This is a genomic window from Alteromonas antoniana, from assembly GCF_019249295.1.
GTDB classification, from domain to species: domain Bacteria; phylum Pseudomonadota; class Gammaproteobacteria; order Enterobacterales; family Alteromonadaceae; genus Alteromonas; species Alteromonas antoniana.
The window spans coordinates 62,298-84,282 of record NZ_JAESDH010000006.1 but is presented as its reverse complement, the minus strand read 5'-3'; the positions used below and the strand labels follow the sequence as shown (position 1 = coordinate 84,282).

Below are 21,985 nucleotides of genomic sequence, written 5' to 3'. Positions count from 1 at the left end.
CATCCCTTGAGGCGATGTGTTATTTCCAAGGGGCTGCTGATCTTTACTGTCCATTTTTGCAGCGGTCTGTGCCATCTGGACAAGGCGGATGTTCAAAGGTCTGGCGGGCCCAAACCGAGAACATTCAACGCGGTATAGATGGCACACTGGCACTGCCCGAGGGGGTCGTCATGGGAGCCTTTTACGCTTTGTCACCGTTCTTTAACTCAGCCCACCGGGCTTGCAGAACTGGTTCGCGATTAAAAGGTTTCTATCCAGACCCAAATGTGTACAGCAAAGATCAACAGCCCCTCGCTATTATGCGTATGGCGCAGGGTATAATCAACCTGCAGCCAGTGTGGGACTCGTCTGCCCTACTATAGTTCACTGTCAGTTCCGATTTTGACGCGTCCGTCTGATATATTCAGCGTATGATGGCATTGATGCATTTTCATACCAGGGCAAATGTAATGACTCAATATACCGCTAGCGATTACTCTCAGGCCAGAATGAGTCGCGATCCGCGCTTTGATGGCGTGTTCTTTGTGGGGGTGACATCTACCGGTATTTTTTGTCGGCCGGTATGCCCGGCAAGGTTGCCCGCGGAAAAAAATGTGCGCTATTTCGAGCATGCCTCTCATGCTCTCCGCGAAGGTTTCCGGCCTTGTCTGCGATGCCGGCCAGACAGTGCGCCAAATTCTTACGCCTGGCTGGGTGTGCAGACAACCGTCAGGCGCGCAGAAAAGTTGTTAAGTGCCATACCGGCGCAGTCAGTGTCAGACATTGCGGCTCGTCTGGGTATCAGTGAACGCTACTTAAATAAGTTGGTGAATACTCACTTTGGTGTTTCGCCCAAAACCTATCAGACCATGCAAAAAGTTCTCTTTGCCAAGCAGCTGTTGCAGCAATCTGCGTTACCGGTGGAGCAAGTAGCGCTGAGCTGTGGCTTTGAAAACGCCAGAGCGTTGCAACGGGCGGTGAAGCAGTATTGTAAAGTGACGCCTGCGTCGCTTCGCAAGAGACACGAACCTGTGGGGCAAGTGCCGACACTGACGTTGTTCTTACCTTACCGCCCTCCTTATCAGTGGCAACAGGTGCGCACATTTTTGCAGCAGCGGGCAGTAGCAGGCACAGAAACTGTCACCGATAACACCTATTGGCGTTGCCTTGGCGATGCTGACGGGGGCGGTTATGTACTGGCACAGCATCGCCCTGACAGACATGGCTTTGCGGTAACGGTGTCAGTAGACAACCTGCACTTTACTCACAAGGTTATTGCCAGCCTGTCCCGGGTTCTGGATTTACATGCCGATCCTCAGGCTATCCGCCACGCGCTGAAAAATGCCGGTATTCCCGATACCCTTATTGCAGAGGGACTTCGTCTGCCGGGTTGCTGGAGTGCTTTTGAAGCAGGATGTCGCGCCATTCTTGGCCAGCAGGTGAGCGTAAAAGCCGCCATCAATAAGGTGGCAACCTTAACCCATGAACTTGGCGAGGTGACGTCACTGGGGATTGCGTTTCCCTGCGCAGAGTCGGTGGCTGAGTCTGAACTGACCTTTCTGAAAGTGCCGGGTGCCAGAAAGCAGGCGCTGCGGGATTTTGCCCGTTATTGTGTTATGAATGCGGAGATAGACGTGAACGACGTACTCGCCTTGAAAGGAATTGGTCCCTGGACCGTAAATTACCTGCAAATGCGTGGGCACTCAGATCCGGATATATATTTGGAAGGCGACCTGATCGTGCGTAAAATTGCGGCGCAGCATGCGCTGAATCCGGAAAATGCGCATCCCTGGCGAAGCTATTTAACCATGCAGCTATGGCAGCTGGCCTGATATTGATAGGGAAAAAAGATGTACTCTCAAAGCTTTCGTAGTCCCTGTGGCAACCTGACAGTCAGTGCCAGTGAACGTGGCGTCACGGCAGTGACATTTACCGGCAACCGGCTGCAAAAAGATCAGCCTGGTGGTATCACCGCGCTGGCCTGTGAACAATTGCAGGCCTATTTTGCCGGAGGCATTACTCTCTTTGACTTGCCTCTGGACCTGCAGGGTACCGATTTTCAACAACGTGTCTGGCGGCAGCTACTGCGTGTTAACTATGGTGAAACCGCCAGTTACAGCGACATCGCATTGCAGCTGGACAACCCCAAAGCGGTGCGCGCCGTGGGCATGGCAAACAGCAGAAACCCCATCGCGATTGTTGTACCCTGCCATCGTATTATCGGTAGCAATGGTTCGCTAACTGGCTATGCGGGCGGGCTGGAACGAAAGCGGTATCTGCTGAACCTGGAAGGAGTAAAGATCTGACATGGGAATAAAGCACATTGTGGCGCTTGTTGTACTGGCGGCGATCTGGGGCGGCTCGTTTATGTTTATGCGGGTGGCTGCGCCAGAGTTCGGCATTTACGCCTTAGTCGAGTTTCGCACGGTTCTGGCCACATTGGTGTTGTTGCCATTTCTGCTGGCGACCGGTGACTGGCGCAATATGTTTCGCGACTGGAAGCCCATTGCTTTAGTGGGCGCAATCAATACCGCGATCCCTTTCGTATTGTTCAATTACGGCAGCCTGCATCTTGAAGCCGGTGTGCTGGCAATTCTAAACGCGACAGCCCCGATGTTTGGTGCACTGGTGGCGTATTTCTGGTTAAAAGACAGGCTTACGCCAGTTGCCGTAGGCGGATTGATACTCGGCTTTGCCGGCGTCGCGGTGATCAGTCAGCAAAAAGTGGGCAGTGGTGAGGTCAGTTTTCTTCCCATTTTAACGGTACTGATAGCGACAGCATGTTACGGCCTTGCAGCAAGCATGATTAAAAAATGGCTGACAACCACGCGACCCCTTACCATCGCCACCGGCAGTCAGTTGATGGCATCGGTGTTGCTGCTTCCCTTCGCGCTTACGACTTTGCCCGACAGCATGCCTTCAACAACAGCATGGCTAAATGCCACGGCGCTGGCCGTTGGCGGAACCGGCATTGCCTACATTCTTTACTTTTATCTCATTGGAAGTGTGGGACCGGCAAAAGCCATCACGGTAGCCTATCTGGTACCGCTGTTTGGGATTTTCTGGGGGCTGGTGTTTCTTAATGAGACGTTGTCAGTGCAGGCCATTACCGGCGGGATCATGATCCTTACCGGTGTCGCACTTACCACTGGGGCAGCCGGGCTGTTACGTCAGCGACACAAACGTGGCAAGGTTCCCGGTACCGGTTAAACAAACCCATTTTGTATTTATCTGTGTTCACTCAGCGCGTGAATACGGGGGGTATCACTACCTACAGCTTTCAGAGATATCACGCCCGCGCAGGTTGATACCTATCCTGCCTGGGGTCAACAGACTCCAGGGGATAGCAAGCCCTAATCAATAAGCTGTACGCGAACCAGGTTGCAACCATCGCGACGCGCCTGGTACAGCGCATCTTCTGCATGCGCGGTAACTTCATTCATCGGACGCTTACTGGCGGTAAAAGACACCCCGAAAGAGCCGGTGATTTGCAGCTGAGGGTGACTGGAAAGCGGCGCGGATGTAGCCAGTCCATGACGCAGGTTTTGCGCGATTTCGGTGGCTTCGTGCGGACCGGTGTCGGGCAGAAAGATAATAAACTCCTCACTGCTCCAGCGTCCTATCACATCGTCTTCGCGGGTATGCGAAGACAGGAAGGTTGCCACCTTGTCTAATACTTCATCACCGGTGTTGCGACCATAGGTATCGTTGATGGTAGAGAATTTATCGATATCAACGAGGATCACGCTGATGGACTGCCTGCGCTCGGTGAGGTCGTTATAAATGGGTTCAATGTGATTGCGGTCCGGAAGCCGGTTGGCATTTCTGACAATCAACTCGGGCTGCATATCGCGACGGAAGTAATACAGCAGGTTGTAAATAAGTAAAAACAGCGAGAAAACGACAATCAGCAGAGTGACTACACTGAAGATGAACGCCTGAGAAATTTCCGCCTGTCGATCATCCAGCGGGCTCAACAGGTATACCGTCCAGTTAAACTGATTAAGTTTTACTTCAGCAATCAGATAGTCCTTCTGGTCAATGGTGATCAGCTTGTTGTTAAGGGCTCGAAGGCTCTGGGTGTCTTCCGGCAAGCTGGCGAACCAGGGCAATTCTTCCAGATTGGTAAAATCCGAGTATTCGGCAATCAGATTACTGTCAGACGACAGCATAATGTCGCCTTTATCATCAACAAACAGAAAATCGTAACCGTACTGTTGCTTATACACGTCGAAAATATTGATAAAGCTGTCCAGGCTTTTACCTACGCCGAAAAAGCCAAGAAACTGTCCGCTGTCGTCATATATTTTGATATCAATATAAAAGTGCGTGTCTTCCCATTTGCCTATGTCCGCAACGGTATCTGCATCTCTGTCTTTATACTTGAAATACCAACTGACTTTGCCTTCTTCAAGCTTGCGTTTTTCGCCATACGAATGATATTGCATCCGCTCTTTTTCACTGGCGATGAAAAAAGTCAGGCCGAATTCGTCTTCCAGACGCAGCAATGTGTTCATTACCCGCTCTTCATCCAGCGTGTCAGCCTCCATAAGTTCGATCAGTTCCTGTGACTTTCCAAGCGCTTCAGCAGTATGAAGCGGCTTTAGGATCTGATCGACAATCAGGGAAATCGCGGGCGATAGGGATTGCTGCTGGGCACGGCTTTGCTCTGCCACAATTTTAGAGATACTGAAGTGCACCAACGTGACGATGGCGATAACAACGACGGCAAAAAGTAGAAGTATGCTTCTGTGAAGGGTCCTGAAGGCGTTCACTGACTACTCGCGCTCCCTGGCAAATCTGAACGTTTATTAAAATATGGCGATGCAGGCTGTGTTGTCATCACAGACACTTCGAACCGTATAGGCGATTTCTTATAAGTATACCTGCTCAAAAGGTGAACTACCAGATGGAATGATGAGGAAGAACGCATCTTTTAGCACAGTGCGTGGTGTAAACGCTGACATCCGGGGTGGGCTTGGTTACACTATCAGGGTTTTGTATTAACACATCGAATAAAAGGACATCTCATGGCGTTTTCTGTGGTTATTCTGGCAGCGGGTAAGGGCACCCGGATGAAATCAGCATTGCCGAAAGTGTTGCATCCGGTAGGCGGATTGCCAATGGTGCAACGCATTATCAACACCACACAGGCAATGGATGCCAGCCGGATACATCTGGTATACGGACACGGCGGCGATCAGCTTAAAGCACAGCTGGAAGGTGACAACCTTAACTGGTGTCTGCAAGCCGAGCAGTTAGGTACCGGGCATGCCGTACAACAAGCCGCAGATGCCATCAAAGACGATGAAGATGTGTTGATTCTGGTAGGCGATGCGCCGCTTATCCGCCAGGAAACGCTGGAGCGCCTGAAGGCGGTCAAAGCAGAGTGCGACCTGGCATTGCTGACTGTGGAATTGGAAGACCCAACCGGAATGGGGCGGATCATCCGTGAAAACGACAACATCACAGCGATTGTCGAGCACAAAGATGCCACTGATGACCAACGCAAAATTCGCGAAATCAATACCGGTATGATGATGATGGCTGGGGCTGACCTGAAACGTTGGCTTGGCGAGTTGCGTAATGACAACGCGCAGGGAGAATATTATCTGACTGACGTGATTGCCATGGCAGCCGCTGAGGGCAAGCAGATACAGGCTGCACAGCCAGATGCGCCGGTAGAAGTGGAAGGCGTCAATAACCGTGCACAATTAGCCAACCTCGAACGCGCGCTTCAGGCCAGGCAAGCCCATGCGCTGATGATGGATGGCGTGACGCTGGCTGACCCGGCCAGACTGGATATTCGCGGCACGGTGACGGCCGGACAGGATGTCGCGATTGACGTGAATGTGATTTTACAGGGCAATGTAGAACTGGGTGACGGTGTGATCATTGGTCCTAATTGTGTGCTGACAAACTGTAAGATTGGTGCCAATACGATCATCGAGGCCAACTCGATTGTTGAAGATGCCCAAGTGTCCTCCGCCTGTACTATTGGACCCTATGCGCGTCTGCGCCCGGGCGCGGTCATGAAAGACGGCAGTAAGGTGGGTAATTTTGTAGAAATGAAGAAAGCCGTGTTGGGTGAAGGCGCGAAAGCAAACCACCTGACGTACCTGGGTGATGCCGAAGTTGGACCCAGGGCCAATATCGGTGCCGGCACTATTACCTGCAATTACGATGGGGTAAACAAATCTAAGACCATCATTGGTGAGAATGCCTTTATTGGTTCAAATTCTTCACTGGTCGCGCCGGTCAAAGTTGGTGACGGTGCCACAGTGGGCGCTGGCTCGGTGATCACCGGTGAGGTTGAAGCTGGCGCACTGGCCGTTGCCAGAGGAAAACAGCGCAATATTCCTGACTGGCCTCGCCCTACCAAGAAAGCGTAGTGTTAACACCTTGCTCAGGCCGCCTACAGGCCTGAGTATACCTTTCCTGTCCGTCGGGAGTCTGATATGCGTTGCAGGTGTGGTAACGCGCGACGACTCCGGCAATGCCGTTGCTGGCACTTCTCGCTGATATTGATGCGTGGGTGTATCATAATGAAGCAGTACACCGCCTTTGCAATACCCGAAACATTCTGGCTACGGAGCAACTATGGCAATCTCTACACTGTTGGTGGGCTTTGGCTTTTCTGCAACGACCTTCCATTTACCCTTTCTGCGCCATCTTGAGGCCTTTTCTCTGGCCGGAGTCGTGTCTTCCCGACCCCAGGACGTAAAAGATAGCGAGCCTGAAACACCGGTATTCCCCACGCTGGAAGATGCACTCAACGCGAAACAGTTTGATTTAGTGATCATCACTACGCCGAATCATCTGCACGCAGACCAAGCCAGACTGGCGCTGAACAATGGGTGTCATGTACTGGTGGAAAAGCCTTTTACGCTGAGTGTAGATGACGCTCAGGCGCTGGTTACTCTGGCGAAAGAGAAAAGCAAATGCCTGAACGTGTATCAAAACCGACGTTTTGACGATGACTTTCTGACCATCAGTGCATTGATGGCTTCCGGGGTGTTGGGAGACGTAAAGCGGGTTGTAAGCCGTTTCGATCGTTTCAGGCCGAAACCCCGAGATCGCTGGCGCGAAAACGCCGGGCCCGGCAGTGGGATATTCTGGGACCTCGGGCCGCATCTGATAGACCAGGCTCTGCAGTGGTTCGGAATGCCGCAAAGCGTGACGGCCACGGTATTGCCGTTACGGGAAGGCAGCGAATCGGATGACTTTTTTGAGGTTATGCTGCGTTATCCGACACAAGTTGTGCAGTTGGGGAGCTCCCCTTTTCAGGCTGGTCAGACTCTGCGCTTTGATGTTCAGGGTACCCATGGCAGCTTTCGCAGCCTGGGTCTCGATCCTCAGGAGAATCAATTGCGCGAAGGGCTGCCGCTTGACGACAGTAGATGGGCACACCGTGCAACCGCTGCGTGGGGCGAGCTGTCACTGGAAAGTGGCCCAGAGTACGCCGAGCTAAAGCCCGGTAATTATCTGGCATTTTTCCGCCAGCTCGCGCAGTCCATAGAAACCGACGGTGAGGTGCCGGGCCCGGCAGAGGCAAGTTCGGTAGTGGATGTTATCCGCATTATCGCGTTAGCGCAGCAATCGACAGAGCAACAAAAAACCATCAGCGTTGAATAATTGAGCAAAATAACTTGTAATTTGAAACCAAATGCCTTTTAATTCGTTTCACTTTGTAAGTTGTAGTGTTTCGAAATGAAAGTTAGCAGTGCGGAAGCGCGTCGCAAAGACATCGTTGATAAGGTGAAGCAGCAGGGTTTTGCCTCAGTGGATAACCTTGCTAAAGCGTTTGACACCTCTGAAGTGACAATTCGAAAAGATTTGGCGACACTGTCCTCTCGCGGCCTCATTCTTCGGCAAATGGGAGGCGCGGTACCTATGCCTTCGGGTGCCGTATCAACCGACGCCGCGCCAGCTAAATCGCACCTCGGCGAAGCGGCAGCCTCACTGATTCGTGATAAGCAGAAGCTCATTATTGATTGCGGATCTACTACCGCCGCGCTGGTACCTTTCCTTCATCGCTTTTCATCCCTCATTGTTATGACAAACGCCCTGTCGGTAGCCAATGTGCTGACCGCCAGCGATGCGGAACCCACTGTGCTAATGACGGGGGGAACCTGGGATGCAAATTCACAATCTTTCCAGGGAGCAATGGCTGAGAAGTTGGTAAGTGCTTACAATTACGATATCGCTTTTATTGGCGCATCCGGCATTGATGTCGAGCGCGGCACGACTACGCTTAACGAGTTGACGGGACTGACCCGGGCCATGGCGGACGCTGCCACCACGGTAGTGATTATGGCTGAGTCATCCAAAGTAAAAAATAAAATGCCCAATGTAGAATTATGTTGGGACAAGGTTTCCGTATTAATTACCGATGATCAGCTTTCAGATGCGCATCGGAAAATCATTGAACAGCATGGCGTGGAAGTAATAACCGCTGCGTCAAAAGGAGTATAAGTATGTGTGGAATTGTTGGCGCGGTCGCCGAACGTAATGTTGTAGAGATTCTGCTGGAGGGCCTGAAACGCCTGGAGTACCGTGGTTATGATTCGGCAGGTGTTGCGCTGTTGCAGCAGGACGGCACCTTGTCTCGTATTCGCCGCACCGGCAAAGTACAGGAACTGGCGGATGCGGTTGCTGAAGGGGAAGCGCTGGGCACCACCGGTATTGCTCATACTCGCTGGGCCACCCATGGTGGCGTGACCGAAAAGAATGCACACCCACACTTTTCTCCAGAACGTGTTGCTGTTGTACACAATGGTATCATTGAGAACTACCAGAGCCTGCGTGAGTCGTTAACCTCGAAAGGCTACACTTTTACCAGTGACACCGATACAGAAACCATTGCTCATACCGTGCACGAAGAACTGAAAAGTGGCTGTGCGTTGCTGGCCGCTGTGCAACATTCCGTGAAGCAATTCCATGGTGCTTACGGCACGGTGATCATGGATAAAGAAGACCCATCGCGTGTGGTTGTGGCTCGCTCAGGCAGTCCGCTGGTCATTGGTCTGGGGCTGGGTGAAAACTTTATAGCTTCTGATCAAATGGCGCTGCTACCGGTAACCCGTCGTTTTATCTTTCTGGAAGAAGGCGATGTCGCTGAGATCACCCGCCGTGAGGTGAATATCTTTGATAAAGACGGCAATCCGGTCGAGCGCGATGTGGTTGAGTCGAACATCGAGCATGACGCCGGAGACAAAGCCGGTTACCGCCACTACATGCTCAAGGAAATTCATGAGCAGCCCACCGTTGTGCGTAACAGCCTGCAGAACCGCGTGGATGATAATGGCTTGACCGCAGACATCTTTGGTCCGGGCGCAGATGAGATTTTCCGCGACGTCAAGCACGTTCAGATCATCGCCTGTGGCACCAGTTATCATGCAGGAATGACGGCGCGTTACTGGCTTGAGCAGTACGCAAATGTGTCATGCGGCATCGAGATCGCCTCTGAATTCCGCTATCGCAAGTCAGTGGTTCATGAGAACAGCCTGCTGGTAACCATTTCTCAGTCTGGTGAAACCGCCGATACGCTGGCCGCATTGCGCCTTGCCAAAGAGCTTGGCTATATGTCCTCGCTCACTATCTGCAACGTGCCCGGTTCGTCGCTGGTGCGTGAATCTGACCTGGCCTTTATGACCCGCGCCGGCGCAGAAATTGGCGTTGCTTCAACCAAAGCGTTCACTACTCAGTTAACGGCGTTTCTGATGCTGACACTGGCCTTAGGTGAACACAATGGCATCAGCGCAGAAGATAAAACCTCAATCGTCAGCTCGCTGCACAGCCTGCCAGCCAAGCTGGAAGAAACCCTGGCTATCACGCAGGGCATTGAGGATCTGGCTGAAGAGTTTGCTGACAAAAACCACAGCCTGTTTTTAGGTCGTGGTGATCAGTACCCCATTGCGATGGAAGGCGCGCTGAAACTGAAGGAAATTTCGTATATTCACGCCGAAGCTTATGCTTCAGGTGAGTTGAAGCATGGTCCGCTGGCACTGATTGATGAAGAAATGCCGGTGATCGTGGTTGCGCCTAACAACGAGCTGTTAGAAAAGCTGAAGTCAAACGTGGAAGAAGTGAGGGCACGCGGTGGCATCATGTATGTATTCGCGGATAAAGATGCAGCATTCAGCAGCGACGAAACCATGCGTGTCATCAACGTGCCGCATTGTGAAGGCCCGATAGCACCCATTATCTATACAATTCCACTGCAGTTATTGTCGTACTATGTGGCGCTGATCAAAGGAACCGATGTGGACCAGCCTCGAAACCTGGCGAAATCGGTAACGGTGGAATAGGAAAGAAAAAGCAGGCTCGCCGGAATTGTGGGATAGTAATAAAGTCTCATACACAGTATTAAAGTGTCATACTTGGTAATATAGTTTCATACCGCATTGATCAATTTGAACCAACACCACCGCGAAGGCGGTGGTGTCCTTTGAGCGGACTTCGGCGTTCAGAGATAATAGTGGTCTGTAGTGGTCAAGTCATTTTGGCCACACCGTTGTAGCTATTCCAGTAACGTTTCTCCGATTCATTCGGCGTTAAACCACCGTTGTATGAATGCGGTCTAAGTCGCAAAATTGAAGTTTAAAAATCACACAGGTGGTGCAGCGGTTTAATTCAGCGCTAAAATGCGAGACTTATTCGTGCCTTCCTTAGCGGTAGCAAAGGCCAGTAATAGAAATACTGTAGTGGCAGACTAAACCCGAACACCGTTTTAAGTGGTAGCATTACACTTAATAACGAGGTGTTCAATGAGAAGACAAAGACGGTCATTCAGTCCGGAATTTAAACATGATGCAGCCAGCCTGGTGCTCGATCAGGGGTATAGCGTTCCCGAAGCAAGTCGCGCTGTAGACGTTCATGAAAATACCCTGCGCAAATGGGTTCAGCAACTTAAGTCTGAACGCGGCGGTAGCACACCGAAGTCCAAAGCTCTGTCGCAAGAGCAGCAGCGTATTCAGGACCTGGAGGCTCGCGTGAACCGTCTGGAACGAGAAAAGACCATTCTAAAAAAGGCTACCGCACTCTTAATGTCCGACGACCTGAAGTCCACGCGCTGATAGACCGGTTGAGGGTCATGAATCAACAGAATTGGTCTGTTCAGCTTTAGGTTTTGGTGTCAGTAGTTATTACGAACGACGAAAGCGACAGCGGCTGATTGGTGCTAAACGGCGTATTCTGCGCGCCAGAGTGAAGCGTCTGTTCGATAAGAGTCGTCAGTCTGCTGGCACACGAACGCTTGTTGATATGCTTCGCGATGAAGGCATCGTCATGGGCCGATTCAAAGTAGGTCGGCTGATGAAAGAGCAAGGGCTGATGAGCAAGCAGCCGGGTAAGCACGCTTATAAAAACGTGCAGGTTGAGCGGCCAGATATCCCTAATTTACTGGACAGGGAGTTCAATGTGGAGCAACCCAACCAGGCCTGGTGCGGCGATATCACCTACATCTGGACAGGCTCAGCATGGTATTACGCAGCCGTCGTGATTGACCTGCATACCCGCAGAGTTATCGGCTGGAGTATGTCACACCGACCGGACGCGGAGCTTGCCGCAAGAGCTTTAGATATGGCGTACGAGCTGAGAGGTAAGCCAAAAGGCGTGATGTTCCACAGCGATCAGGGCTCTCAGTACGGCGCTCGTAAATTCAGACAAAGGCTGTGGCGTTACAAGATGAGCCAGAGCATGAGTCGCCGAGGGAACTGCTGGGACAATAGCCCAATGGAACGCGTGTTCAGAAGTCTGAAATCAGAATGGATGCCATCAACCGGCTACTGTTCGCCTAATGAAGCAAAACGAGATGTGGGATATTACCTGATGAATTATTACAACTGGGAAAGACCGCATCAATTTAACGATGGGCTACCACCGGCAAAAGCGGAAGAATTAGCTAAAAAGGTGTCCGGGTTTTATTGACCACTACAAACAGATTCTGTGTAACTGCCAGTGTTAAATGATCGGTGAGCCGTTCTTCAAATTCAATCATAAAACGGCTCATCGCTTGTCGCTAGTTCCGTATTGGCATTGTCCACTTCCCGTTAACGACTTAATGGCAATATGGCTGTGAAGGTCGTCTTCTGCTCGCTTGACTCCACTCGTATACGGCCTCTGTTCACTTCCAATACCGAGCGGGCGATGGTTAATCCTAATCCAGCACCTTGCCCATCACGATTACGGGATGGGTCGGCACGGTAGAAACGATCAAAAAGTCGTAAAAGCTGAGTTTCGGGGATCTTGGGTCCTGGGTTTGAAATAGAAATCTGTGCTTCTTTATGCACCATTTGAATAGCCACGGTCACTTCGGCATAATCTGGTGCATACCGAATGGCATTGGACAACAAGTTGCACAGCGCTTGTCGGAACATCGATTTATCACACATTATCTCACCATTGTCGCCAAGCAGTTGGATATAGATGTGCTTTTCTTCTGCCAAGAGTTCAAAGTACTCAATTAATTTGCCGATCTCTTTGTGACAGTCAATCACCTCAGCTTTGGGCTTGACTAAACCGTGCTCTGTTTGTGCAAGTAACAACATGTCACTCACCATTTTCGACATTCGCTCGTACTCTTCTAAGTTGGAATACAAAATTTCAGAGTAATCATTTGTCGAGCGCGGCTGATTGAGAATGACTTGGGTCTGTGTGGTTAGGTTAGTGATAGGCGTTCTTAATTCATGTGCTATGTCAGCAGAAAAATGAGACAGCCGCTCAAAGCCACTTTCCAGCCTTTCTATCATTGCATTGAATGACTCAACGAGGTTAGCAAGCTCCACCGGGACGTCAGTGGGATCTAGCCTGATATCTAATTTGTCTGCCGTGATGGACCCAATCTTACGGCTTAGTCGCCTTAATGGTGAGTGACCTCGATAAACGGCAAATCGAGCAACTAAGATCGTAATAATACCGGACAGTACAATTATCCCCCAGAGTGTTTTCTCAAATTCCTCCATATAGTTCATATGAAATTTCATGTTCGAGGCAACAATGATTTGGTAGTGCTTGTGACTTTGTGCCGCTTGAATAGGCACTATTACTTCTGTTGCCCTTAACATATTCTCACCGTCAAAAAAGAGGCTCAACGTTGATGGCGTAATATGTTCAATTTCATATGCAACTCCGGGATATTTTTCTAAATCCACACTATCACTAGTAAAAACAATCTCGTTGGCTTCGTTTTTGACTAAGTAGTAGACACCATGATGCCCTGAGACTGCTTGGAATAATATGCTGGAGGGTGAGGTGCCTTGAGTATAGGCTTGGTTAAGTTTACGTTTAACTGCTAAAAAAACTTCATTAAGTTCATCAGCATCTTGCTCTGCAAAGTGTTGGGCGATAGATTGCTTTACCATTAAACTAATCAATGTCAGGCATAAAAAGATAGTGATCCCTACAAATACCGTGACGCGAAAGGCGAGCGAGCTTGGTCGCTTCGTTAGATCCTTAAGATTCATTAATACACATTTTATATCCCATCCCACGCACAGTCTGAATGAGCTTTGGTGAAAAGTCATCATCGATTTTTGCTCGAAGACGTCGAATGGCGACATCAATGACATTGGTATCGCTATCAAAATTCATATCCCATACTTGAGAAGCAATAAGAGAACGCGGCAACACCTCGCCTTGGCGTCTCACCATTAATTCTAATAACATGAACTCTTTAGTTGTCAGGTTTAACGTGCGCCCACTTCGCGTGGCAATACGCGAAGGAATGTCGAGCTCCAAATCGGCTATGTGTAAAATATTATTGGGAACGGACGTGCCGCGGCGGATCAACGTACGCACACGCGCTAGCAGCTCAGCAAATGCAAACGGCTTCACTAAGTAATCATCTGCGCCGAGCTCTAAACCTTTAACACGGTCATTCACATGATCACGAGCAGTAAGAAAAAGAACCGGTGTATGATTGTTAGACTCTCGTAACGATGACAATATTTTCCAACCATCGATATCAGGCAGCATGACGTCTAAGATGATCAACTCATATTCACCGAGCATGGCTTTGTGATGGCCATCGAGGCCGGTCCGAACTAACTCAACAACAAAGCCCGATTCGGCAAGGCCTTGTTTGATGTAGTCTCCAGTTTTTGTTTCGTCTTCAACGACTAATATTTTCATGCGATGTTACACCCGTGTTACTTATGATAAGCCCGCTTACATTATTAATGTACGTAACGAAACCGTGAAACGAAACACCTACTATGTAGGTCGCTTTGTAATTTCGCTAATGTCCCGTAATCTTAATGCTGAGCGCTATCAAGATGTTAGCCCTTAGGTCGCTGATTATGGAATGAAATCCTTGCCTTTGATCTATGATAATCCGTCTAATTGCATTTATTACCGAATTGTAATGTAGGGGTAATCTGGTTGTCAGGCGAGGGTGCTAACATCATCAGCCATTAATAAACAGTCATTGACTGCTGTCTGTCAAACACCAAGGAATGACGAGACCGTGAAAAGCGCCTTCATTCACTTAATTATAGTTATTGCATTGCTCAGTGTGCAAATGAGTGAGTCATTTGCATTCGCGCAAATGCCATGCAGTGACGAAATGGTAGCGGAGATGGATCTCGGATCTCACGATATGCACAGCGCTCATGACATGATGAAACACTCGCAAAGCGATGATATGAATGATTGTTGTCAGCAAGATTGCTGTTGTCCAATGGCGATGTTTCATATTGGTCTTCTCTCTAGTCAAGCTCATTCGTCACCCGAAGGCGTGTCGCTGAGTATTCAGTCTCTTAATTCAAACCTAAACCAAATCTTTTTAGGTGGATTGCAGCGCCCTCCGAAACACTCTCTCATTTCAGCAGGATAAGTCCGTCTAGAATCCGGGCAATGATATCGCTTGTTGGTCGAATGATCATAGCAAGCCATTTATTTAAACAATAGAAATGAGAAAGTAATTATGTCAATTATTACGCATCGCTCGATGTGGATAGCGTTGGTGTTTGCACTGTTTTTATCAGCATGTACCGACTCAATACAGATAAATAATGATTCGGATGCAGTTGCTGAATCCCCGGTAGCTTCCTTAACAGTCTACAAAAGCCGTTCTTGTAAGTGTTGCCAAAAGTGGGTGAACCACATTGAAGAGCACGGGTTCGACACGGACGTATCCAATGTTACATTAATGTCTCGAATTAAAGACAAATATGGTGTTGCGCCTAATTACCGTTCGTGTCATACGGCATTGTCCCCAGACGGTTTTGTTTTTGAAGGTCACATTCCAGCAAAATTCATTCAGCAATTCTTAGACAATATACCTGAAGGCGCCATCGGACTCAGTGTGCCGGCTATGCCAATTGGGTCACCTGGTATGGAAGTCGGTGATCAATTTCGTCCTTATCTTATTCTGCAACTCAATGACGATGGCAGCGCAACCACTTATGCCGAAGTTAACTCGTATGAGGAGCAATTCTAATGAGACGCTTTTCATTTCATGTCATTGTACTAATGACGCTTTTGAATACTGGGCTCGCCCAAAGTCAAACCAAGTCGGTATTGACATTGGAGCAGGCTGTTGAAATCGCGATTAACAACGATCCTTGGCTTGTAGGCAGTGAGTATCGCGAGCAAGCCATTGTTTCAAGTAGCGTGGCAGCCGCTAGTTTGCCGGACCCGGTAGTTAATATTGGTTTAGCGAACTTACCAACAGATGGATTCGCATTCGATCAAGAACCCATGACGCAACTTAAGGCAGGGGTTTCACAGATGTTCCCCAGAGGGGATTCGTTAGATATTCGTTCTCGTCAATTAAGAGAGCAAGCCGCCGAGCACCCATTAATGCGTGCTGATCGCATCGCCCGCACACGTGTGCAGGTCTCTGATATTTGGCTTGAAATTTATCGCGCGCAGCAGAGTATTAAGCTAATCCATCAAGATAGGGCATTGTTTGAGCAACTCAGTGACATTGCCAAAGCGAATTATGCGACCGCCCTTGGACGCGTGCGACAGCAAGACATCATTAGGGCAAAGTTAGAATTGACGCGGTTAGAAGACAGATTAACAAAACTACAAGCACTGGAAGAACGCGCCACAGGTAAGTTATTGGAATGGATCCTAAAAAACCAGCAGTCTGCACGCCAACTTGGCTTTGATGCATTTAGCGCGTTGCAGTTGCCTAATACATTACCTGCCATTGCAAAAATCACTGACAACACGTTGTTAATGGTAAAAAGGAAAAACCAACAACAGCTCGCGGAATTACTCGCAGATCACCCTTATATTTTATCCATTAATCAACGTATCAGAGCGAGTCAAACCGGGGTTGAGTTAGCTAAAGAAAAATACAAACCCCAATGGGGCGTAAATGCCAGTTACGCTTTTCGCGATGATACCCCGGCAGGTGCAAGTCGAGCTGATTTCTTGTCAGTCGGTGTTAGTTTTGATTTACCTATTTTTACTGAAAACCGTCAAGACAAAGAAGTCTCTGCAGCCGTAAATCAATCAGAAGCCATAAAGACTGACAAGTTACTCGCACTGCGCGAAATGATGTCTGCCATCCAGTCGTTATACGCTGAGCGAGAACGTTTAACTGACAGGCAATCGTTATACAACGACGAGTTATTAGCACAAATGCAAGAACAAGCAGATGCGTCCTTGAATGCCTACACCAATGATGACGGCGATTTCGCCGAAGTTGCTCGCGCGCGTATCGCGGATTTGAATGCGCGTATTGATGCATTGGATATCGATGTGGATCTCGTCAGAACAAACATTCGACTTAATTATTACTTCAATACCACCGCAGGTATTTCCAAGACTCAATTCGGAGAACAATAATGAATAACACGAAAGCCATTATTTTAGGATGTGTTATCGGCGGTGCAATGACTGCGTTAGCATATACATTCCTACTTCCTTCTGATGCACCATCTAACGCAGCAGGGCAAAGCACAGAACCCCAGCCACTCTATTGGGTGGCACCGATGGATCCCAATTACCGTCGTGATGAACCGGGTAAATCTCCGATGGGAATGGATCTCGTCCCCGTTTATGAGGAGAGCACGGGAGGTAATGAAGGTCCGGGAACCATTAGCATATCACCCAATGTAGTTAATAATTTAGGGGTAAGAACAGCATCGGTTCAACGCCGCTCGCTGCATGTCCCTATTCGTACGGTTGGCTATGTGCAATACAATGAAGACACCTTGATACATATCCACCCACGCGTTGAAGGTTGGGTAGATACACTGCATGTGAAAGCCTCGGGTGAGTATGTCAAAAAAGGCGAACCATTGTATTCGCTCTATTCCCCTGAATTGGTCAATGCGCAAGAAGAGCTGCTGCTCGCGATGCGCCGCGGGAGCGACGATTTGATCAGTGCTGCTCGCTCGCGATTAGATGCGTTGCAAATGCCAAATGAAGCGATTCAGTCCTTAATGTCGAGCAAAAAAGTTCGTCAAACGATCACTTTTTCGGCACCGCAAACCGGGTTTGTTGACAATTTAAATATTCGCGAAGGATTCTTTATCAAGCCAGGCAATACCCTCCTATCCATTGGTGCGTTGGATGAGGTGTGGGTTGATGCTGAAATCTTTGAACGGCAATCCGCGCAAGTCACTGTCGGACTTCCCGTCACAATGACGTTGGATTTTTTACCCGGCAAAACATGGGAGGGTGAGGTTGATTACGTCTACCCCACGCTTGAACAGAGCACTCGAACGCTGCGGGTTCGGTTACGCTTTAAAAATGCCGATTACGCGCTTAAGCCGAACATGTTTGCCCAGATCACAATACATTCAGAATTTGACTCTGACAACGTTCTTGTACCATCAGAAGCGGTTATCAGAACCGGCACGCAAGATCGTGTTGTCTTGGCGATCGGTGACGGGCAATTCAAGTCCATCGCCGTAGATGTAGGTCGAGTGGTAGAGGACTACACTGAGATTACAACAGGTCTCATCGACGGGGATCAGATTGTCACCTCTGCACACTTTTTACTCGATTCAGAAAGCAGTATCAGTTCAGATTTTAAACGGATGGAAGCACCTGATGCACTCCCGTCGTCGGTTTTTACCGAAGCCACCATCACCGATGTTCGGGCCTCACATAACATGATAACAGTGAACCATGGCGCCATCAGTGAATGGGATTGGCCAGAAATGACAATGGATTTTACTGTCGCCAACCACGTAGACCTAACGAGTTTGCGGCAAGGTATGGGGGCGCATATTGAAATCAGTAAAGAAAACGATGGCGAGTATGTGGTAACGACGGTGCACATCATTGACGACAATGCTGATACACAGACGATAAATGGACACAGTATATGGACTGAAGCAACGATTAATTCGGTTATGCCCTCACACAAAATGCTAAATCTTGACCACGAAGCAATTGAAGCGTGGGAATGGCCCGCGATGACAATGGATTTCTTTGTTGCTGACAGTATCGATTTATCACAATTGGAAGCTGGTATGGATTTGCATATTGAAATCACCAAAACCGGTGATAGCGACTATCTGGTAACAACCATCCATGTAAAATCAGCGGAACCAAGTTCAGCGCAAAGCGCAGTGGTGACAGGCACCATTAATGCCATCAATACGCAGTCTCGTGTAGTCAATATTTCACGTGAAGCGATCCCAAAGTGGGATAGGCCTGCGGCAACTCTTGACTTTACCGTGAGCGACGCTATCGATATCAGCCAATTTACGGTCGGTGCTGACATTACATTTACGTTTGAAATCACTGATGGCAACTTTAGGATCCTCAGTATTGAGTCCGAAAGCCAAGATACTTCGATAGATCATAGTAACCATGGAGGAGTATACGAATGATCGCTGCTATTATTCGCTGGTCAGTTGCCAACCGCTTCTTCGTATTGCTGATGACCTTAATTATTATCGGGGGCGGTTTATTTACGGTGAAGAATACACCAATTGACGCATTGCCCGACCTGTCTGATGTTCAGGTCATCATTAAGACCAGTTATCCTGGACAAGCACCTCAGGTGGTTGAAGATCAGGTGACTTACCCGCTTACAACGGCGATGTTGTCGGTGCCAGGTGCTAAAACGGTCAGGGGCTTCTCTTTCTTTGGCGACTCATATGTCTACATCATTTTTGATGACAGCACAGATCTCTATTGGGCTCGTAGCCGTGTACTGGAATATCTGTCTCAAGTTGCTCCCAATTTACCTGAAAATGCTCGGCCACAATTAGGTCCAGATGCAACCGGAGTGGGTTGGGTTTACTTGTATGCATTGGTTGACCGCACCGGCAAAAATGACATATCACAATTACGCAGTCTCCAAGATTGGTTTCTTAAATACGAATTGCAAACCGTTCCTGGTGTGTCCGAAGTGTCTGCTTTAGGCGGTATGGTCAAGCAATATCAAGTTAAAGTTGATCCTGAAAAACTGCGTGCCTATGGGATCCCGCTATCACATATTCAAATGGCCATCAAAAGAGGCAACCAAGAAGTTGGCGCATCTGTTATTGAAATGGCTGAGGCTGAATATATGGTCAGGGCGACAGGGTATATTTCAAGCAAACAAGATATCGAAACGATTCCACTCGGAGTTAATGAAAATGGCACGCCGCTGTTGGTAAGGGATATCGCGGATGTGCAGTTAGGTCCTCAAATGCGCAGAGGGGTGGCCGAGCTTAATGGCGAAGGGGAAACCGTAGGCGGCATCGTTGTCATGCGATTTGGTGAAAATGCTCAAACAACCATTAACGGAGTCAAAGCTAAACTCGAAGATCTCAAAAAAGGATTGCCGGATGGCGTCGAAATTGTCACGGTTTACGATCGTTCCGCATTGATTGAACGTGCGGTAGATAACTTGGCCTCTAAATTGGTAGAAGAATTTATCGTCGTTGCCCTAGTGTGTATCGCGTTCTTATTCCATGTGCGTTCCTCGCTGGTTGCAATTATAAGTATTCCTGTCGGGATCATCACGGCAATTATCGTGATGTATATGCAAGGTATCAATGCGAACATCATGTCCTTGGGGGGGATAGCAATTGCTATTGGTGCAATGAGCGATGGGGCCATTGTCATGATCGAAAATATGCATAAGCATATGGAGCGAACCCCGCTGACAAAAGAAAATCGATGGCGGGTAGTGATAGATTCAGCGTCTGAAGTCGGTCCTGCGCTGTTTTTCAGTTTGTTGATTATCACAGTTAGTTTTGTACCTGTCTTTACGCTAGAAGCGCAAGAAGGCCGGATGTTCTCGCCGCTTGCATTCACCAAAACATATGCGATGGCCGCTTCTGCAGCGCTCGCGATCACACTAGTGCCAGTTTTGATGGGGTACTTTGTACGCGGTAAGGTACTTGCGGAGCATAAGAATCCTGTTAATCGGTTCCTGACGTTTTTATACATGCCAACACTTAAAGCGGTATTACGTTTTCCCAAGTTGACCATGCTGGTCGCCGTAATTGTATTGGGTATTGGCCTTTGGCCAATTGATAAGATCGGTAGCGAATTTATCCCGCCGCTTGATGAAGGTGACTTGATGTACATGCCGACGACTTATGCCGGTATTTCGATAGGTAAAGCTCGCGAGTTATTACAACAAACCAATAAACTGATCAAGACTGTTCCTGAGGTCGAAACGGTGTTTGGCAAGGTCGGGCGAGCTGATACGGCAACCGATCCTGCACCATTGACAATGATAGAAACGTTTATTCAATTAAAACCTCAAGATCAATGGCGTGAAGGCATGACGACCCAGGATCTGATCAAAGAATTTGATGCTGTGGTTAATTTGCCGGGGTTAACGAATGCATGGGTTATGCCGATTAAAACGCGGATTGATATGTTGGCTACCGGTATTAAGACACCTGTGGGCATCAAGATTGGAGGTCCAGATCTCATGGAAATTCAAAAGATTGGTCAACAAATTGAAACGATACTTTCAGATGTTGAGGGCACGGCATCCGTTTATTCGGAGCGTGTTGCTGGTGGGCGTTATGTCAAAGTCGATATCCAACGTGAAAGGGCCGCTCGCTATGGTCTTAACATAGCAGACGTTCAACAAGTTGTTTCTAGTGCGATTGGAGGAATGAATGTTACACAAAGCGTCGAAGGATTAGAGCGCTACCCAGTGAATATTCGATATCCACAATCATATCGCTCATCACCTGAATCATTGTCATTGTTGCCTATTGTCACACCACAAGGCAAACGCATTGCGTTGGCTGATGTCGCGGATGTGTATATTGAAGATGGTCCCCCAGGCATTAAAAGTGAAAATGCACGCCTTAATGGCTGGGTGTATGTGGATATTGATGGTGTAGACATTGGCTCTTATGTCGTCGCAGCGCAGCAGGTCGTCAGTGAGGAGCTGGTATTGCCTGCAGGATACTCCATAACGTGGTCGGGACAATATGAATATATGTTGCGGGCAAAAGAAAAATTAACCTATGTAGTGCCATTGACTTTAGCCATTATCGTGATCTTGTTATACCTCAACTTCCGCAATTTTATTGAAGTAGCGATCATCATGGGAACGTTGCCTTTATCGATGGTCGGTAGTATTTGGCTTATGTACTTAGAGGGGTTTAACTTTTCAGTGGCAGTGGGCGTTGGCTTCATTGCATTGGCCGGGGTCGCTGTCGAGATTGGCGTCATTATGCTGGTGTACTTGAATCATGAGTACCAGGCGTTAATCGACAAATGCAAAATGGACGGTATTAAACCCACCGTAGGAATGCTAACCGAAGCCGTATTGCATGGCGCGGGTTTGCGTGTCCGGCCAGTCATGATGACGACCGCAACCATTATATTCGGACTATTACCGGTACTTTATGGCTCAGGTACGGGGTCTGAAGTGATGAGTCGTATCGCTGCGCCCATGGTGGGCGGGATGGTCAGTGCGATTTTATTGACGCTACTTATTTTACCAGCCATTTATTTAATATGGCGAAAACAGCAGCTCAAAACGATGAGTAATTGGTAGTTATGCGTCGCCTTGCTCGTCGGTTACACCGATACCTACTGTTGATTGTCGGTGTGCAGATGCTCCTCTGGT

The 21,985-nt window shown here is 48.7% G+C and carries 15 protein-coding genes and 1 pseudogene; 13 read left to right on the top strand and 3 right to left on the bottom strand.

From position 1 onward, the window contains the following. Window positions 1-449 precede the first annotated feature (449 nt). The 3 genes from JKP77_RS06780 to JKP77_RS06770 are packed head-to-tail and all read left to right on the top strand — an operon-like array spanning window position 450 to window position 3,189. Window positions 450-1,811 carry a DNA-3-methyladenine glycosylase 2 family protein gene (locus JKP77_RS06780; RefSeq protein ID WP_246601111.1) on the top strand — a complete coding sequence of 454 codons (1,362 nt, stop codon included), beginning with the start codon at window positions 450-452 and terminating at the stop codon, window positions 1,809-1,811. Window positions 1,812-1,829: 18 nt separating this feature from the next. After that, the gene (locus JKP77_RS06775; protein WP_218310428.1) at window positions 1,830-2,285 is read left to right on the top strand and encodes a methylated-DNA--[protein]-cysteine S-methyltransferase; all 456 of its coding nucleotides are present in this window, start codon (window positions 1,830-1,832) and stop codon (window positions 2,283-2,285) included. A gap of 1 nt (window position 2,286) precedes the next feature. Next, complete coding sequence (locus tag JKP77_RS06770; protein ID WP_218310427.1) at window positions 2,287-3,189, top strand: DMT family transporter; 903 nt, start codon at window positions 2,287-2,289, stop codon at window positions 3,187-3,189. A 143-nt stretch (window positions 3,190-3,332) separates the two neighbouring features. Here the strand turns inward: JKP77_RS06770 and JKP77_RS06765 are convergent, their stop codons facing one another. Then, window positions 3,333-4,754, bottom strand: a complete 1,422-nt coding sequence (locus JKP77_RS06765; protein ID WP_218310426.1) for a sensor domain-containing diguanylate cyclase — start codon at window positions 4,752-4,754, stop codon at window positions 3,333-3,335. A gap of 255 nt (window positions 4,755-5,009) precedes the next feature. On the opposite strand from JKP77_RS06765, the gene glmU reads away from it, so the two are divergent. From glmU to JKP77_RS06740, 5 genes and pseudogenes are all read left to right on the top strand, one after another. Then, window positions 5,010-6,371 carry a bifunctional UDP-N-acetylglucosamine diphosphorylase/glucosamine-1-phosphate N-acetyltransferase GlmU gene (glmU, locus tag JKP77_RS06760; RefSeq protein WP_218310425.1) on the top strand — a complete coding sequence of 454 codons (1,362 nt, stop codon included), beginning with the start codon at window positions 5,010-5,012 and terminating at the stop codon, window positions 6,369-6,371. A 208-nt stretch (window positions 6,372-6,579) separates the two neighbouring features. Beyond that, window positions 6,580-7,614, top strand: coding sequence for a Gfo/Idh/MocA family oxidoreductase (locus tag JKP77_RS06755; RefSeq protein WP_218310424.1), 1,035 nt, complete (start codon window positions 6,580-6,582; stop codon window positions 7,612-7,614). A 75-nt stretch (window positions 7,615-7,689) separates the two neighbouring features. Continuing rightward, window positions 7,690-8,454, top strand: coding sequence for a DeoR/GlpR family DNA-binding transcription regulator (locus JKP77_RS06750; RefSeq protein WP_218310423.1), 765 nt, complete (start codon window positions 7,690-7,692; stop codon window positions 8,452-8,454). Window positions 8,455-8,456: 2 nt separating this feature from the next. Beyond that, window positions 8,457-10,289 (top strand): glutamine--fructose-6-phosphate transaminase (isomerizing), encoded by a 1,833-nt coding sequence (glmS, locus tag JKP77_RS06745; protein ID WP_218310422.1) that lies wholly within the window; start codon window positions 8,457-8,459, stop codon window positions 10,287-10,289. Between the two features lie 459 nt (window positions 10,290-10,748). Next, a pseudogene (locus JKP77_RS06740) lies at window positions 10,749-11,910 on the top strand (IS3 family transposase). Window positions 11,911-12,032: 122 nt separating this feature from the next. Here JKP77_RS06740 and JKP77_RS06735 read toward each other — a convergent pair. Then, a complete protein-coding gene (locus JKP77_RS06735) occupies window positions 12,033-13,445 on the bottom strand; it encodes a heavy metal sensor histidine kinase (RefSeq protein ID WP_218310421.1) in 1,413 nt (470 codons plus the stop codon). Then, entirely contained in the window at window positions 13,435-14,112 is a 678-nt protein-coding gene (locus JKP77_RS06730) for a heavy metal response regulator transcription factor (protein ID WP_218310420.1), read from the bottom strand. The genes JKP77_RS06735 and JKP77_RS06730 overlap by 11 nt, the downstream gene beginning before the upstream one ends. Window positions 14,113-14,446: 334 nt before the next feature. On the opposite strand from JKP77_RS06730, the gene JKP77_RS06725 reads away from it, so the two are divergent. From JKP77_RS06725 to JKP77_RS06705, 5 genes are all read left to right on the top strand, one after another. Continuing rightward, complete coding sequence (locus tag JKP77_RS06725) at window positions 14,447-14,815, top strand: hypothetical protein (RefSeq protein WP_218310419.1); 369 nt, start codon at window positions 14,447-14,449, stop codon at window positions 14,813-14,815. A 90-nt stretch (window positions 14,816-14,905) separates the two neighbouring features. Continuing rightward, entirely contained in the window at window positions 14,906-15,421 is a 516-nt protein-coding gene (locus JKP77_RS06720; RefSeq protein WP_139758053.1) for a DUF411 domain-containing protein, read from the top strand. Beyond that, the gene (locus JKP77_RS06715; RefSeq protein ID WP_123324646.1) at window positions 15,421-16,782 is read left to right on the top strand and encodes a TolC family protein; all 1,362 of its coding nucleotides are present in this window, start codon (window positions 15,421-15,423) and stop codon (window positions 16,780-16,782) included. The genes JKP77_RS06720 and JKP77_RS06715 overlap by 1 nt, the downstream gene beginning before the upstream one ends. Next, window positions 16,782-18,782 carry an efflux RND transporter periplasmic adaptor subunit gene (locus JKP77_RS06710; RefSeq protein WP_218310418.1) on the top strand — a complete coding sequence of 667 codons (2,001 nt, stop codon included), beginning with the start codon at window positions 16,782-16,784 and terminating at the stop codon, window positions 18,780-18,782. Before JKP77_RS06715 ends, JKP77_RS06710 begins: the two co-directional genes overlap by 1 nt. Continuing rightward, complete coding sequence (locus tag JKP77_RS06705) at window positions 18,779-21,913, top strand: efflux RND transporter permease subunit (protein ID WP_139758056.1); 3,135 nt, start codon at window positions 18,779-18,781, stop codon at window positions 21,911-21,913. The genes JKP77_RS06710 and JKP77_RS06705 overlap by 4 nt, the downstream gene beginning before the upstream one ends. Window positions 21,914-21,985: the final 72 nt, after the last annotated feature.

Bases quoted from the DNA above. Each gene is read 5' to 3' on its own strand.
- JKP77_RS06735 (WP_218310421.1), bottom strand. From the start codon at position 13,445: ATGAATCTTAAGGATCTAACGAAGCGACCAAGCTCGCTCGCCTTTCGC.
- glmU (WP_218310425.1), top strand. From the start codon at position 5,010: ATGGCGTTTTCTGTGGTTATTCTGGCAGCGGGTAAGGGCACCCGGATG.
- JKP77_RS06780 (WP_246601111.1), top strand. From the start codon at position 450: ATGACTCAATATACCGCTAGCGATTACTCTCAGGCCAGAATGAGTCGC.
- JKP77_RS06755 (WP_218310424.1), top strand. From the start codon at position 6,580: ATGGCAATCTCTACACTGTTGGTGGGCTTTGGCTTTTCTGCAACGACC.
- JKP77_RS06775 (WP_218310428.1), top strand. From the start codon at position 1,830: ATGTACTCTCAAAGCTTTCGTAGTCCCTGTGGCAACCTGACAGTCAGT.
- JKP77_RS06705 (WP_139758056.1), top strand. From the start codon at position 18,779: ATGATCGCTGCTATTATTCGCTGGTCAGTTGCCAACCGCTTCTTCGTA.
- JKP77_RS06770 (WP_218310427.1), top strand. From the start codon at position 2,287: ATGGGAATAAAGCACATTGTGGCGCTTGTTGTACTGGCGGCGATCTGG.
- JKP77_RS06715 (WP_123324646.1), top strand. From the start codon at position 15,421: ATGAGACGCTTTTCATTTCATGTCATTGTACTAATGACGCTTTTGAAT.
- glmS (WP_218310422.1), top strand. From the start codon at position 8,457: ATGTGTGGAATTGTTGGCGCGGTCGCCGAACGTAATGTTGTAGAGATT.
- JKP77_RS06710 (WP_218310418.1), top strand. From the start codon at position 16,782: ATGAATAACACGAAAGCCATTATTTTAGGATGTGTTATCGGCGGTGCA.
- JKP77_RS06730 (WP_218310420.1), bottom strand. From the start codon at position 14,112: ATGAAAATATTAGTCGTTGAAGACGAAACAAAAACTGGAGACTACATC.
- JKP77_RS06750 (WP_218310423.1), top strand. From the start codon at position 7,690: ATGAAAGTTAGCAGTGCGGAAGCGCGTCGCAAAGACATCGTTGATAAG.
- JKP77_RS06720 (WP_139758053.1), top strand. From the start codon at position 14,906: ATGTCAATTATTACGCATCGCTCGATGTGGATAGCGTTGGTGTTTGCA.